The organism is Flavobacteriales bacterium (genome assembly GCA_020435415.1).
In the GTDB taxonomy this organism is placed as follows: domain Bacteria; phylum Bacteroidota; class Bacteroidia; order JACJYZ01; family JACJYZ01; genus JACJYZ01.
On sequence record JAGQZQ010000086.1, the window covers coordinates 1 to 14,400 of the forward strand.

17 protein-coding genes are annotated in these 14,400 nt (G+C 43.7%); 9 read left to right on the forward strand and 8 right to left on the reverse strand.

Annotation, left to right across the window (positions count from 1 at the left end):
• Positions 1-591: sigma-70 family RNA polymerase sigma factor (locus tag KDD36_12120; GenBank protein ID MCB0397398.1), on the forward strand; the 591-nt coding region annotated here is incomplete at its 5' end.
• Positions 588-2,330, forward strand: coding sequence for a hypothetical protein (locus KDD36_12125; GenBank protein MCB0397399.1), 1,743 nt, complete (start codon positions 588-590; stop codon positions 2,328-2,330). The genes KDD36_12120 and KDD36_12125, both read left to right, overlap by 4 nt.
• Position 2,331: 1 nt before the next feature.
• Here the strand turns inward: KDD36_12125 and KDD36_12130 are convergent, their stop codons facing one another.
• Both KDD36_12130 and KDD36_12135 read right to left on the reverse strand, forming a co-directional pair.
• Positions 2,332-3,441, reverse strand: a complete 1,110-nt coding sequence (locus tag KDD36_12130; protein MCB0397400.1) for a hypothetical protein — start codon at positions 3,439-3,441, stop codon at positions 2,332-2,334.
• A 48-nt stretch (positions 3,442-3,489) separates the two neighbouring features.
• Entirely contained in the window at positions 3,490-3,876 is a 387-nt protein-coding gene (locus tag KDD36_12135; GenBank protein ID MCB0397401.1) for a hypothetical protein, read from the reverse strand.
• 169 nt (positions 3,877-4,045) lie between these two features.
• On the opposite strand from KDD36_12135, the gene KDD36_12140 reads away from it, so the two are divergent.
• From KDD36_12140 to KDD36_12150, 3 genes are read left to right on the forward strand one after another with little or no spacing between them, the layout of a single operon-like run.
• Positions 4,046-4,837: a hypothetical protein gene (locus KDD36_12140; GenBank protein ID MCB0397402.1), complete on the forward strand. Its 792-nt coding sequence runs from the start codon at positions 4,046-4,048 to the stop codon at positions 4,835-4,837.
• A complete protein-coding gene (locus tag KDD36_12145; GenBank protein ID MCB0397403.1) occupies positions 4,834-5,352 on the forward strand; it encodes a hypothetical protein in 519 nt (172 codons plus the stop codon). The genes KDD36_12140 and KDD36_12145 overlap by 4 nt, the downstream gene beginning before the upstream one ends.
• Positions 5,353-5,387: 35 nt before the next feature.
• Positions 5,388-6,041, forward strand: coding sequence for a hypothetical protein (locus KDD36_12150; protein MCB0397404.1), 654 nt, complete (start codon positions 5,388-5,390; stop codon positions 6,039-6,041).
• 290 nt (positions 6,042-6,331) lie between these two features.
• Here the strand turns inward: KDD36_12150 and KDD36_12155 are convergent, their stop codons facing one another.
• From KDD36_12155 to KDD36_12180, 6 genes are all read right to left on the reverse strand, one after another.
• Positions 6,332-7,090 carry a hypothetical protein gene (locus KDD36_12155; protein ID MCB0397405.1) on the reverse strand — a complete coding sequence of 253 codons (759 nt, stop codon included), beginning with the start codon at positions 7,088-7,090 and terminating at the stop codon, positions 6,332-6,334.
• Positions 7,068-8,012, reverse strand: coding sequence for a hypothetical protein (locus KDD36_12160; protein ID MCB0397406.1), 945 nt, complete (start codon positions 8,010-8,012; stop codon positions 7,068-7,070). Before KDD36_12160 ends, KDD36_12155 begins: the two co-directional genes overlap by 23 nt.
• Positions 8,009-8,356: a hypothetical protein gene (locus tag KDD36_12165; GenBank protein ID MCB0397407.1), complete on the reverse strand. Its 348-nt coding sequence runs from the start codon at positions 8,354-8,356 to the stop codon at positions 8,009-8,011. Before KDD36_12165 ends, KDD36_12160 begins: the two co-directional genes overlap by 4 nt.
• Before the next feature lie 103 nt (positions 8,357-8,459).
• A complete protein-coding gene (locus KDD36_12170) occupies positions 8,460-9,350 on the reverse strand; it encodes a Bpu10I family restriction endonuclease (protein MCB0397408.1) in 891 nt (296 codons plus the stop codon).
• A complete protein-coding gene (locus tag KDD36_12175; GenBank protein ID MCB0397409.1) occupies positions 9,343-10,545 on the reverse strand; it encodes a hypothetical protein in 1,203 nt (400 codons plus the stop codon). Before KDD36_12175 ends, KDD36_12170 begins: the two co-directional genes overlap by 8 nt.
• A 4-nt stretch (positions 10,546-10,549) precedes the next feature.
• The gene (locus tag KDD36_12180; protein ID MCB0397410.1) at positions 10,550-10,852 is read right to left on the reverse strand and encodes a helix-turn-helix transcriptional regulator; all 303 of its coding nucleotides are present in this window, start codon (positions 10,850-10,852) and stop codon (positions 10,550-10,552) included.
• Between the two features lie 85 nt (positions 10,853-10,937).
• Between KDD36_12180 and KDD36_12185 the strand changes: the two genes are divergently transcribed.
• The 4 genes from KDD36_12185 to KDD36_12200 all read left to right on the forward strand — a co-directional run.
• On the forward strand, positions 10,938-11,246 hold the full coding sequence (locus KDD36_12185; protein ID MCB0397411.1) for a hypothetical protein: 309 nt from the start codon (positions 10,938-10,940) through the stop codon (positions 11,244-11,246).
• A 12-nt stretch (positions 11,247-11,258) separates the two neighbouring features.
• Positions 11,259-12,434, forward strand: a complete 1,176-nt coding sequence (locus KDD36_12190; GenBank protein MCB0397412.1) for a hypothetical protein — start codon at positions 11,259-11,261, stop codon at positions 12,432-12,434.
• Between the two features lie 312 nt (positions 12,435-12,746).
• Positions 12,747-13,334, forward strand: a complete 588-nt coding sequence (locus KDD36_12195) for a sigma-70 family RNA polymerase sigma factor (protein MCB0397413.1) — start codon at positions 12,747-12,749, stop codon at positions 13,332-13,334.
• On the forward strand, positions 13,331-14,400 hold a 1,070-nt coding region (locus KDD36_12200; GenBank protein MCB0397414.1), incomplete at its 3' end, for a hypothetical protein. The genes KDD36_12195 and KDD36_12200, both read left to right, overlap by 4 nt.

Genomic DNA, 14,400 nt, shown 5'->3' on the forward strand with positions numbered 1-14,400 from the left:
ATGGAAGCACAGCTGACCTATACCGGAAGATTTCATCAGAACGCAGATCAGCTGCGGAATGAGAAGGCGATGATTGAAGCCGCCAAAGCCAATGTCCGGAATTTCGAGCCCCTTTATACAAAATACTATGAAGCCATATTTCTGTTCATCTTCAGAAGAACAGAAGGCATGGAGGTGGCCCGCGAACTGACCTCAGAAGTATTCTTCAGGGCCCTCTCGAAACTGGATACCTATGAGGACCGCGGCGTACCGTTTTCCGCGTGGCTATACCGCATCGCATTGAATATCATACATAACAACCACCGGGCACATAAGACCAAAAGGATCATCACCCTGGAAGACCATCACCTGAAAGCTTATTGCGAAGAAGCAGGTTGGTCCGACGACCGGATGGAAATGGTGGAGGCAGCCATTCTGACCCTGGATGAAGAAGAGACCTCATACATGGAACTCCGGTTTTTTGAAGAAAGACCTTTCAGGGAAATCGCAGCCATCATGAACACCTCGGAGGCAGGTGCCAAAATGAAAATGCAACGCATTCTCCAAAAGATCAGAAAGAGGATCGGAACCGATAAAGCGATGAAATCATGAACAAAGAGATAAGAAAAGCACGAACGATGCCGGATCCGGATGCCATCCGAAAAGGGATGGATTTTGAGAAGGTGGTGAGTCGCATGGAAGCCGGACAGCTTCCTTCAGGGAGTAAATTTTTCTCTGTAGGACTAAAAACGATCGGAGGACTGGCCCTTGTGGTAACAGGATGGCTTTTGTTTTCCAATACGGACTCAACCATTCAACAATCCACGGATGCATCTCAGCCGGATGTGGTCATCGAGAAGTTAGCAGACCCCGGACAACATGCGACTTATCAACCCCCGTTTGCCACGCTCGACATCCCGTTCACCACCTATCAGGTGAATGCGGATTCGGGCAGGGTTATCGAACACCCGGGAGGAAGCCGCATCCTCATACCGCCCCATGCTTTCCTGGACAATCAGGGTGAAATATTCCGTAATGAAGCTTACGTTCGTTACCGTGAATTTCAGGATGCCCCCTCCATTTGCCTGAGTGGTATCTCCATGAAATATGATTCCGTCGGACAACACCTTCTGGAATCTGCCGGAATGATGGAGATCCGTGCTTTTAATAAAAACGGCGAGGAACTTTTCACCAACCCGGCCAAACCGATCCAGGTGGAACTCACTTCGGATGATGAATCTACTTCTTATAATCTCTACAAGATGAACGACGATTCCGGTAACTGGGAATACATAGGCAAAGACAAGGTAAGTGTACTTGAAACCAGGTCTCGGGTGACAGAACCCGAAACATCAAACCGTAAATTTCAAACATCTTCCAGTGACGAAACACAAATGGACACACTTGCCCTGGAGATTGATTCATCACAGGAAATAGGTGTAGAGAATCTTCCGGGATACAAAGCAAAGTTGAATTTATTCCGCCCCGATGATGTGGAAAAGATCCAGTCGTACAATTTCCGTTTCACAGACATTTCCAGAAAGCAACCCGAGATGGAACCACTGGATGGCCTGGTATGGCACTACGAACGGTCCATCCAGAACCAGGATGAGGATCTGGCTTTTTTCGAGATGCTGCTGAGTAACCGGTTCAAAGGAGGTAATTACATCTACCGGTACTGGCACAACATCGCACTGACCTATAGTGAACGCAACCCGACTGATTACCTGAGCGCCCATTTCAGCAAAGACAAGACCATCAACATAAAACTCTACCCATCACTGGAAGGCAAGTTCAAAGACATGACTTGTGGCGATATCTACCGGGCCTACAAAAATGCCTGGGAGGCAGGCGAACGAACCAGAGAAAATCCGGCGATGGTGGCTGCAAAAAGAAAAGGGGAACGCTATGTGACCACAATAAAGGTCAACAGAAGTTTCGCCCTGGATGGATTCGGGTTATACAATTGCGACAAGATCCTGATGTTCTCACCGCGGAAGTTTTACGCAACCTACAAAAGCAGGGACGGAGAAGAACTGAAGATTCAGAATGCCAGTGTGCTGATTTCGGAAAGGAGATCCGTAATCAGATGTTTTGCCAAAGAGCAGATGTACGATCCGAAATTCAACTGCATGATGATGATGGTCCTGGAAGACGGTCGCATGGCCATCGTTTCCAACCGTGTCATGCAATCACTATCACGAGACTACAACAAATATGTGATCACGGTAGATGCGGTAGGCGATCCGGAAGAGCTTATCGAGGACCTGCGAATGGCCGGATACTTTGACTATGACGGCAACGGATACTACGAAGAAAAGATAAACACTACTATAACGGCTATGCCCTGATCTAGCGAGGCAGCTTCTCCGCAGCGATCTCCGCATAGCCCCTGCCGCTCACCTTGCTTTCCAGCCAGGCAATCAGGTTAAGATCTTCAGTGATGATGCGTTCGAAAGGATCATCTGCCAGGGTAATGAGTTTATCCCGTAGCACTGAGAATATGTCGGGCAACTCTTCCTTTTCCCTGACACGCAATAATTTTTTCATGGTGTCCAGAACCAGTTGCTCGTACCGCAGGGTTGAATTTCTTTTGGACAGGAACCGATAAGTGGAACGCAACAGATAAGGCAGAATCAACTGATTGCCCAATTCATAATGCAGGATCAGATTGATGATGCGGGCGTAGCACAGGATATCTTCCCGCACTTCATCTTTGCTGTCCAAAACCCGGTTCAGCCATTGCAAGGCTTTCTTGTATTGCCCCGCACCAAAATACAAGCACATCATGTTGTTGCAAAGCGTCACTGCAAAGGCACGGTCGAGGTTGGGCTCCATCTCTTCCCACAGGGTTTCTATTTTTTCATTCAACACCACACCCTCATCGTACCTTGCCAATTTGATCAGGAAATCCGTTTCATGGATATATCTCGACTCGAACACCCGTGCCTGAAGATCCTTTGTAAGCGATGTATTGGGTAGTTTCGAAGGAAGCGCATCGAGCTTGGCAAGGGTATCGTGAAATTCCAGTTCGTTATGCAATTGAATACTACTGATGAGTAGATTATTCAAAGCATAGATGTACATTTTCGGGTTTGCCTGAAGCCGGTCATCGTTTGATTCGATGTGCTTCACCAGTTTTCTTCTGGCATCATGGCTTTTCTTCACATCATCCACCGCATGTGCATAAAACATGCGTGCGGCATACATAAACCGGCGGCCATCGTAAGACAATGCCCTGGCATCATCATCCAGCAATTCTTTATCATACAAGCGATCATATGCCTCCAGTTCCTCCCTACTCCTCGCCTGACCTTTGGTCTTGTGAAGTGCAAATATTTTATCGGACAGGGCATTGTATGCGTTGCGATTGATCAGTTTATCTGTGATCTGTTTCACCTCGTCGTAGTACCTATCCAGGAATTTCACGAGTCCTTCCGGAGGCGCCTGGCGGAATGCCATTTCCCGCTCCCAGTGTATGATACCCAGCAGGATCTCATATTTATCATGCTACTCGGCCATCTTCCTGCATTTCTCCAATACTTTGGAAGCCTGTCCATACAAACCTTTTTCGAACAGTATCTCCGCCGTGTGCATCTGGTGATGAAGTTGATGCCCTACCGATGATTCGGCATGAAAAGCGGAGAGACTGTTAAGTACCAGGCCATACAGGTAGTATTTATCTGCAGAAATATATTTGGCTTTGCTTTTGCCACCCAATGATTTGATGAGATTCTCTTCGTGATACTTTTTCTGTTTGTCAAGTGCATCAAACAAACGAACATAATTGTTCTGATTACCGATCACATGGCGACCGGCATAGATTTTAAATGCCCTCTTTTCACTAGGCGTCATGGCCTTGATCAAAGCATGCAACTTGTCTGGTTTACCCATCACACTCCATATTTTATCACTTACCTCCTGCGTCGCAAGGTACTAATTTCCAAAGCATTGATCACACAGTTCCTCCGATCCGTCTAAATCTGATCCATTAACAATTTCAAAATATCGGTTGGGCAGACGGAGGATTGGGCGGACCTTTGCACCGTACCAACATCATTGACACATGGCCCAAAAACCGATCAGAGAGAAAGACGCCAAATCCCTGCTTTATCGTTACTTCAAAGAACATGATGCATCTTCCCTGCTTACCATGGAAAGAATTGCCGGACTCGATTCACTTACCGATCCGGTCACCCTGGCTGAAGAACATCCCTGGCTGCGTAACACCAAACTTGCTGTAAAGCCTGACCAACTGATAAAACGCAGAGGCATTCACAACCTGCTTGCGCTGGATGTCACATACGAAGAGGGCTTGTCCTGGATCAAAAAGTACATGAACAAGAGTCTTTGCCTGGACAATGTCTGTGGCAAGCTTACACATTTCGTTCTTGAGCCTTTTATCCCACATGACCAGAAGGATGAATATTACCTGTGTATCCAGACCACCCGATGGGGTGATCAGATCATGTTTCATCACCAGGGCGGAATACAGGTAGGTGATGTGGATAACAAAGCCCTCAAGATGATGATCAAAGAAGACGTTTCAGAAAAGATCATTACCGAAAAACTTCTGACCCATATTCCCGAAGCGCATCGCTCATTTATGGCGAAGTTCATTCATACCACCTATAAGATGTTTGCAGAATGGCACTTCGCCTATTTGGAGATCAACCCATTGATCATCATAAAGGACAGGGTGATCCCACTGGACATGGCAGCTAAACTGGACGATGCTGCCCGTTTTCTTCAGGAAACGAATTGGGGGAAAGTGGGATTCCCTGAACCTTTCGGGCACGAACCCAGCGAAGAAGAACAAAAGATTGCTGCACTGGACGAAAATCCGGTGCATCCCTGAAATTCACCTTACTAAAACCCGAAGGCCGTATCTGGTTGCTGATAGCCGGTGGTGGTGCTTCTGTAGTATACGCCGATACTATCTACAACAAGGGCTTCGGTCATGAACTGGGCAATTATGGTGAATACTCCGGAGATCCTGACGAGGAGCTCACCTATCATTACGCCTGCACGCTTTTCGATATCATGACCCGTAAAAAACAAGCCGGCGGAAAAGTGTTACTGATCGGAGGGGGTATTGCCAACTTCACCGATGTGGCCGCTACCTTCCGCGGAATCATCCGCGCCATCCGCACCTATGAGCCAAAATTCAAGGAGCACGATGTCAATGTATTTGTTCGCCGGGGCGGCCCGAATTACCGGAAAGGCCTGGATATGATGAAAGATCTGGAAGCCGAATTAGGCATACCCGTGGACGTTTACGGCCCCGAGACCCATATGACGGAGATCGTTAATCTCGCCATAGGAAAGCTCCAAAATGAGTCCGTAAATAAAACCGAAGCCATTCCATCCTGATCACAAATGCTGAACGTTAACTCCTGCTATCACCCATGAGACCTTCATACGTTTTATTCGATAAACAATCCAAAGCGATTGTCTTCAACAACCAGGCGCGCGCCATTCAACGGATGTTGGATTATGACTATGTGGTTCAAAGAACCGAACCATCCGTTGCCGCTATTGTGAATCCATCCGGCAAAGGATTTCATCCGGCCATGTTCGGTCATGGCGAGATCCTGATCCCGGTATATACCACCACACGAGAAGCCGTACAGAATCACCCGGAGGCCGACGTATTCATCAATTTTGCTTCGCAAAGATCGGCCTGGCAGACCACCAAAACGGCTATGCAACATCCTTCAATCCAAACCCTGGTGGTGATTGCCGAGGGTATGCCTGAACGCCAGGCACGGGACCTTTCACTGGAAGCAAAGGAAAAGAACAAATGGTTGCTGGGCCCCGCAACCGTAGGAGGTGTTGCCGCAGGAGCTTTCAAGACGGGAAACAGTGCCGGAACGATAGACAATATCGTTCACTGTAAGCTATATCGCCCCGGACACGTAGGATTTGTTTCCAAATCAGGCGGGCTCTCCAATGAGATGTACAACGTTATTTCGAGACACTCATCAGGCATTCGCGAAGGAATAGCCTTAGGAGGAGACCGGTTTCCGGGTAACACTGCAACAGAACGGCCCAGTGTATGAGCAGTAGCGGATTTCGAAGAACTTACCTGTCCGCCACCACAAAACTTTATTAGATGCTTTACTCTCCAATTTACCACTTCACCCGCTATTGCTTATACACAATGTTAGCTACTGTAGCCCCCTTTTCCCAATCTTTCTTCAAAGAGATTTCCCCCTTTTTTAAGTCGAGGGAGGGAGAGGTTTTTATTTGATTTTCTTTCTTCATTTTCTTGTTAGCAGTCAGCTGTGCGTTGGCTTTTGCTCTTTGCCACCGCAGGAACGAGGATGGCAATGTGCAAAATGGGATGACTTTACTTATCCTTAAACACCTTTGCACTTCCGGTACTATCAAATTGTAAATTCAATGTATCCATAGTAGGCATATTGGTCACTTTGGTTTTGGTTGTATCTGTCGTTATGAATTTCAAATCATCAAAGTTTGTTACTCTTATCTCATTGGGATCTTTTTCATGTCGCATGAAAAAAGCTGAAATAATAATGAGAAGAGTCAAAATGGCAAAACCAAAATTGGCAATTTGAAAACAGCGAGCAGCTAAGATCAAATTGCCTCCTTTGCGGTCATTCATTTCTCTATTATGATCTAGTGATGTCACTAAATCCGATATTTCCGTATTTAAAAAACTTAATTCATCATTGGCTCTATCTTCCTTCGTTATTGTAATTACGCTTCTGGTTTTATACGGGTATTTGTCAATAAGTAGCGTCTGTATTGCATGAAATATTGAAAGCAAATAATGCCCTAATACTACAAGGAAAATAACTGAAAGTCCGACAAGGAGATAGATATTGATTTCGTTGAATTTGTCAACTAATAACGGGATGAATAGTGCGAAAATTGAGGTGACAATACTTGCTTGTCCAATCATTAAAGAATTTTTGTTCTCGATCGTTGTTCCCCTGTCCCTCTGGTTATGATCTAATTCCTTTAAATAGTCAAGGTAAAGGATAGCAGTGTCCTTGTCTACTGCTGGAGTAAAAGTCTTAACCGTTACATCTTGTGGTTCATTTTTTACAAGTCCGATATGGTTAAAGTACCTTTGAATAAACATCTTGTTGTACTAATGAATTAATGATTTCATCTGAGATTTTCAGACCTGCTTCTGTTTCAAGCCATACCCATTGACCATTGGGATTAATTTCTAAGAAAATGTACTCGCCATTTGGTTTTCGAATCAAATCTATTGCGCCAAATTTCAAATTCAGCTTTTTGGTCAGAGAAAGGCATTTCTCTGATATTTGTGCCGGAAGCTCATAACATGTGAATGGAGCTTTCTTTTTTCTCCAATCAATTTTAGATTCTTCACTTTCTTGTGAATTTACCTTTGCAGCAAATACTTTTTCTCCGACAACGGTAACTCTTATTTCATATTCCTTTTCAATGTATTCTTGGTAAATGGAAGGTGTTAGATCAAATTCATCCATCTGGTCAATCAAAGATGATTCGAGTTTGTTAGTGAAAATTGTTTTGATCTTTTGGTCATACCTTATTCTGCCATGATGTAGTGGTTTAACAATTATGTTCCCTTTATGCTTATCGTAAAAGTCTCGTAAATAAGCGTGGCGATTGGTTACCAGCGTTTCCGGAATTTGGAAGTTTATTTCTTTTGCCAGTTTAATCTGGTAAAGTTTGCTTTCCGCTTCATAAACATTACTTGGATAGCTCAACCAAATTTTATCTTTCAATACGGCATAAATATTTTGTAATAACGCATCATATTCACCCAATACATAAAGCTTTTCAGATTCATTAATAATTTTCAGATCAGGTAATTTAGTACGTCTGAACCAGACAGAGGTGATTTTATCGGCATTGTCAATTATAAACTGAAAATCACTTTCTGTTCCGAAAGAATAGTCAATAGCATTAAGTTCCTCACAATTTAGCCTGTAATATGGGAGTTCTCGATTGTTCAGCTTCTCAATGACGAAGTCTGCTGTAAAATCTTCTTTATGTGTGATTATTAAAATCATTTATCGGTGTCGGTCGGCTCAACAGATTCTGTTATGGTTTGAGTATCCATTAACATTCTCAGTGCAGAACGATCTTGATCGCTATCACTGGGTTCGGTTGATGTAAAAGTATCGGTAGAAGTGTCCAAAAGTTGCCTTAATCTATACCTCAAGTCATTGTCTGAATCAGCAGGTTCACCACTAGTTCTTGTAAAGGTTTCCGTCTCCATATTTACATAAGATATGGCGGGAATTTGAGTGTTTTTAATGACAGATAAATTTTTCTCCCGAGAGTATTCAATCAATGAATAATCAAGATTCTTTAATTCAGGAGTTTCAGCAAATTCTAAAATCAATGGTCTCATGGTTTAAATTTTTTGTTTTCTATCTCGGCCCCATAAATTTAGCTCCGTTAAAATGGATCATATTATTAGAGAAATTGTTATCCGAATTTTCGTTCATTACTATTTATGCAAAAGACCCCCTGTTTAGTGCTTCTTCCGGGTCATACCATGTAGCATTAACAAAATCCTGCATTTCTTTTACGAATTTCAGCATCACATCTTCTGCAATGGGAAAGTTCTTATGTTGTGCTTTAACTTCTGCCAATACACTACGCTTTTCATAAGGAAGCCTTTTGGTTTTTCTAAGAAGAAACACGTTATCAATGTCCGTTAACCGAACATCTTCTGGTTGCATATCAAGGAATTCTACTAATGCATAGTATTTTGCCAGCGGACAACCTTGCTTCAATCTGGACGCTGTACCGGAACATTCCTGAAACATGGTTTTGTCGTAGTTTACCTTAACCTCAGCAGCGAGAACAGCAAGAAACAATTTTCCCTTTGCTGTTTTCTTACCGGAAAAATTAAGGTCCGGTGAAAACTGATAGTGAATTGATTTTCCAATCGTAAAGTCTTGGTCTTTCTGTTTTAGAACTATATCCGGTTTTTCGTTCAGGTTCTCAATATCAGTTGGACGAAACGAGAAAGACATAAAGGCCGTTTGGGGGCCGGTTTCTATTCCTTCTTTGGGAAGGTTGTTTAAAATATCGGGATGTACCAAATGAATCAGGAACTCTTCAAGAACACTGTTATCAAGTTTCAACTGTCCTTTTTGTCTTTTCAAAAAAGGGCTTCCTTTGGCAGCAATCAGATCAACTTCAAGGTAATCTTTGTATTCATTCAGAAGCCTGGTCATTTCAATTACCCTTTTATTTCCTTTGGAGGTCAAAGAGGAAATTGTATTAATCCAGTGTTCATAAGCCTTGTAAGCCTCCTCCAAAAGTGATTTATCATTTTTTGCTTTTGGGTTATTGATTGCAGCCAGCAATTTTTCTTTATGCGGTGTTTTAGCCATGTTTTGAAAAGATGTGTTTCTTGTTAAATATTGGGGATGGTTTCACAGTATCAATGGTTTCGAATATTTCATGGAAATCTGACTTTACATCATTAGGAGCATGTTCAAAGGCATTCTTCAAACTCTCCTTTGCAATTTCTCTGGCGCTATTACCTTGTATTGAAGTGTTTGTTTTTGTAGCCACCAAAATGTCTTCTTTTATGTCTGCGCCAAATTTATTTGTGAATGAACGCTCAAGGTTTTGAAGCTCTCCGAATCCCTGTGAGTACTCAATTATTTGCGAAACTATTTTACCATTGTAAAATGGGGTTTTCCTGACATTTGATTCTCGACCCACTACCAAAACCATTTTGCCACCCGATTTCAGGGCTTCCCAAAAGCTTAGAAGAGATTGCTCCATGTCTAAGCAATATTGAACAACGGTTCTAAGCCGATTGCTTCTATTCTTTCTGTTTGAGCCAAATTCTGAATGAGCAACCTTTAAAATGTCGTAATTGAAGGCTTCTACAATAGCTCTATAATTTTGGTGGTAGTTAAAGACATTGATATACGGAGGACTTGTTATTATCAGGTCGACTTTTTCTTTACACAATGTCCCTAACATTCTGGCATCTTGGAGCTGAGCGTCAATATTTGCCTCTGAATGGGGCAGCCCAACAAATGCTGATTCTAAACGATTAAATGACTTTAAAACAGATTCTTTAAGAGAAAGCTTTTTGTCTTTCTCAGACATGAACAGCAGATTGAGCAATAATATTTTGTGCTGCGTCTCATTGATGTTTTCAGATAATTGCTTTCCAAATTGAATCAAATTCTTATATGCTATTCGATAGTCTTTATTACCATTGTAAACTGCAGCGCCATTTAAATCTTGAATGTTGGCTTTTAAAATGAACTCAAAATCTCTTAGTAGTTCTATTCTTTCAGCGAATGGTATGCTTGAAAGTGTATAAAATTTGGACATTAGATAGGCAGCCGGATTTATTTCCAACCCAATAGCTGAATGATTCTTCTGGGCCGCTTCAAAAAGTACAGTGCCACTTCCGGAAAAAGGATCCGCAATGTATTCATTACCTGTCGTGGTCAGTGAGTCAATAAGGTATTCTATGAATTCAGGAGTAAACTGTCCTCTCCAATTAAACACATTGGCTCTTTTTTTCACTCTTACATCCAATCGGTCTTGTATTAGATTCATTTGTTCACGTTTGGTTTTTGGTCATGTATTTAATTTTCTTTTCTGCTACTTTTAAAGCGTCTGTTGCCAAATCTTCATCTTTTAGGTCATAGAGCACACGGTCGCTCAGATAATTAATGAGCAACTCTTTCTCGTCCACCTTGAAAATTCTGGCAATCTGAATGATCTGTTCCTTTGAAGCTTTCCGTTCACCCCTTTCTATTTTGCTTAGGATAGATTGGTCAATGTCCAGTTCTGCCGCAACTTTTCGTAAAGGCAATCCCTGATCTTCTCTCAGCTTTCTTATTTGTTCTCCGATGGACAGCATTTGTTTGGATTCAAATGATTTGGACATATTTTGTCCAAAAATAATTATTCGTTTTCAATTTTCATAGATAAATCGAATGAAAGTTATGAACACGAAAGTTGGGGGAGGAAAAGCAAGCTCTTTTGCAGGTTTGCCGAAGGCAGTGCCGCTTTTGTTTGTATCTTTTTTACAAACAAAAACGTACGACCTGCAAATGTGCTTGCTGCGCGGTGGCAGAAAATCAAATAAAAACCTCTTGCGCGTTGGCCTTTTTTCTTTTCTTGTCAACCGGTATTTTCAAAGAACCTCTGTCGTATCTGTCAGCACCGTTTTTGTCAACGGAGTACTGTCCTCTTTTTATTCTTCCGTCACCCTGATTAGAAGCACCCCAGTGTCTTTGGGCTATTGTAGCTAACACCTGATCCGAATGAATGCCAATCCGGATATCGCCATGCTGGTGTACCTTGGAGAGACCGGCGGGCAGGATGAATATGAAATGATCGATGCCATCCGTGATGGCAGGATCACCAAACCTTTGGTGGTGTGGGTCACCGGCGATTGTGCCGCCCTGTTCCCGGGCGAGGCCCAGTTTGGCCACGCGGGAGCAAGTGCGCTTAATGAACTGGAGACAACTCCTGCCAAACTCAAGGCACTGCGTGAAAGCCCCGTCATTGTCCCTGAAAGTTTTGACGACCTGGGACAAACGATCGAAACCACCTTTATGAAACTTAAGAGCAAGGGCCAGGTCCGGAATATCGTGGAACCCAAGGTGCCCCATGTACCCATAGACTTTGACGAGGCATTACGAAGTAAAATGATCCGTAACAAACCTTCGATCATCTCCACCATCTCCGATGACCGGGGCGATGAACTCACCTATAACAATATCCCGATAAGCCAGGTGATCGAAGAAGGATACGGACCTGCAGGCGTCATCTCTTCCTTATGGTTCAAAAGGAAACTGCCTGCTTATGCACTGGAATTTATTGAAATGGTCCTGGTGTTGGTAGCCGACCATGGTCCGGCCGTCAGTGGTGCGCATAACGCCATTGTCGCGGCCCGGGCCGGAAAAGACCTGGTATCATCTCTTGCCTCCGGTTTGCTAACCATCGGACCACGTTTCGGAGGCGCTATTGATGATGCTGCCCTGACCTTTTCCCGGGCCGTGCGCACAAATACCACACCCGAACAACTGATCGAACAACACAAAGATGCTGGCCAACCCATACCAGGTATCGGTCACAGGCTGAAATCCGTGGATAATCCGGATAAGCGCGTCAGCATCCTGAAAGATTTTGTGTTCCGGCACTTCCCTTCCACCTCCACACTGGAATATGCACTTGAAGTGGAAAACCGCACCACTAAGAAAAAAGGAACGCTGATCCTTAACGTAGACGGTGCCATTGGTGCTGCTTTTGCCGACCTGTTGTATCATTCAGGTTGCTTCACGGAACAAGAGGCAGACCGTTATCTTGAGCTGGGCGCATTGAACGGACTCTTTGTGGTAGGTCGCACGATGGGAATCATCGGACACTATCTTGACCAGAAACGATTGGAGCAACCCCTTTACCGACATGCAACACATGACATTGCATACCTGTAAATGCCGGGAAGTGGCCAGGAAATCCCTGCACATCCGGCATTCGTTAACAGGAAGTCCGATCATAAAAACATTTTAACAATAAGGCACCCAACTGGCAATCAAATATATAACCCCTGTTAATTGCGAACAGGACAAGGGTTATTTGGATGCATCCGTTGCGATTTTCCATGAAATGACCTACTTTAGTTGTTGGTCCGTACCACCAAACCCTGTATTCTTTTTTACGGACTTAAAAGGTTACATTTTTTTATGAACAAAAGTGTAACCTTTTGATCTTTCTGCATTATGTCGTTGCAACCTGAAAAACCGGATATGCCTGAGCACTCTCCATACCATATGGAACGTGTTGAGATTGAGCGCGAATGGGAAGAGGTGAAAGCTGCTCAGGAGAACAATGCCAAATTCAGGGTGCTGTATGACAGGTATTATGAACGTATTTTTCGTTTTGTGTACCAGCGGATAGAAGAAATGCAAGCAGCAGCGGACATCACATCTCAGGTCTTTTTCAAGGCCATGATCAACCTGAAAGATTATACTTTCAAAGGAACACCTTTCTCTGCATGGTTGTTCCGGATCGCATCCAACGAACTGAATATGGAATTCCGACGGAACAAGGTAAACCGTTCGGTAAACATTGAGTCTATTGGTGATATTCAGTCGGTGATTGAAGATGCCGGAGAAGAATATAGTGAAGAGAAGATGGGCAAGCTGATCAAGGTGCTCGCCGAACTTAAAGAAGATGAGGTTAGCCTGATTGAGATGCGGTTTTTCGAGAAAAGATCTTTTCGTGAAATCAGCAATATCATGGCTATCAGTGAAAACAATGCCAAGGTGAAAGTACACCGCGTATTAAAGAAATTAGCCAGGTTGATTTCCAACAATAATGCATATACGTTATGACCGTCCGGAACGTAAATATTGGAAGGAAGACTCCCACGCCTGACCAGATTCAGCGTTTCAAGGATTTCGATCAACTGAAATCCAGGGTAGATCTGCATGAAAAGAGTCGTGAGGTATCCGGCACGGGTGCATCGGGTGGAGGAATGAGCCGAAGCTTGTGGTATATCACCGGAGCGGCAGCTGTGTTACTGGCAGGCTTTTCAATATTTGCCGTTTTCACAGAGGAAACTGTCAGCAATAACGGAGTTGCACCACAACATACATCTTTAATACTTGGTGATAAGCCGGAAGCAAACGAAACAGTAATCGAACAAGTTGAACAGGACCGGGCAGAATTCAAAGCACCTTTCAAACATCAGAATATTGATGTTGATTTTACCGAATATATTGTAGAGGCTTCAGAGGGCGCATCACTGGAATATACATCCGGTACACGCATTATTATTCCAGCGCATGCTTTCCTGAATAATATCGGACGACCGCTGAAAGGTAAAGTCAAAGTGAGGTACCGCGAACTGAATGGCGCCATGGATATTTTCCTGGCGGGCGTTCCAATGCATTACGACAGTGCCGGTGTTCGAAATGAACTTGAGTCCGCAGGTATGATCGAGTTGAGGGCCTATCAAAATAACGGGGAGGAAGTTTACCCCAACCCTGACAACAAAATCCGTATTCAGCTTGCATCCAATGAGACCACCAACAGCTTCAACCTCTATAACTTCGACGAAAAATCCCGCAACTGGGTTTATCAGGGCAAGGACGAAGTAGCCATATTCGAAGCGGATGAAAACGGACGGAGTACAGGCAAGAAGAAATCCGCCTCAAAAAAGACGGGCAAATCGAAACAAATTGTACCTGAAGATGAAGAAGTTAAACGGTTCGGCCTTCGCAACCTGAAGAACTATCACCCCACACTTCGTATTACGGACAAGAATGCTTATAAGCGCCAGGGGTCACTGAACTTTATGTTTTCGGATATCGTGACACTGCAACCGGAAATGGCTGTCTTTGATAAAATGGTGTGGCACTATGAAAGAGGCATCCAAACAGATGACACCCGGTTCTT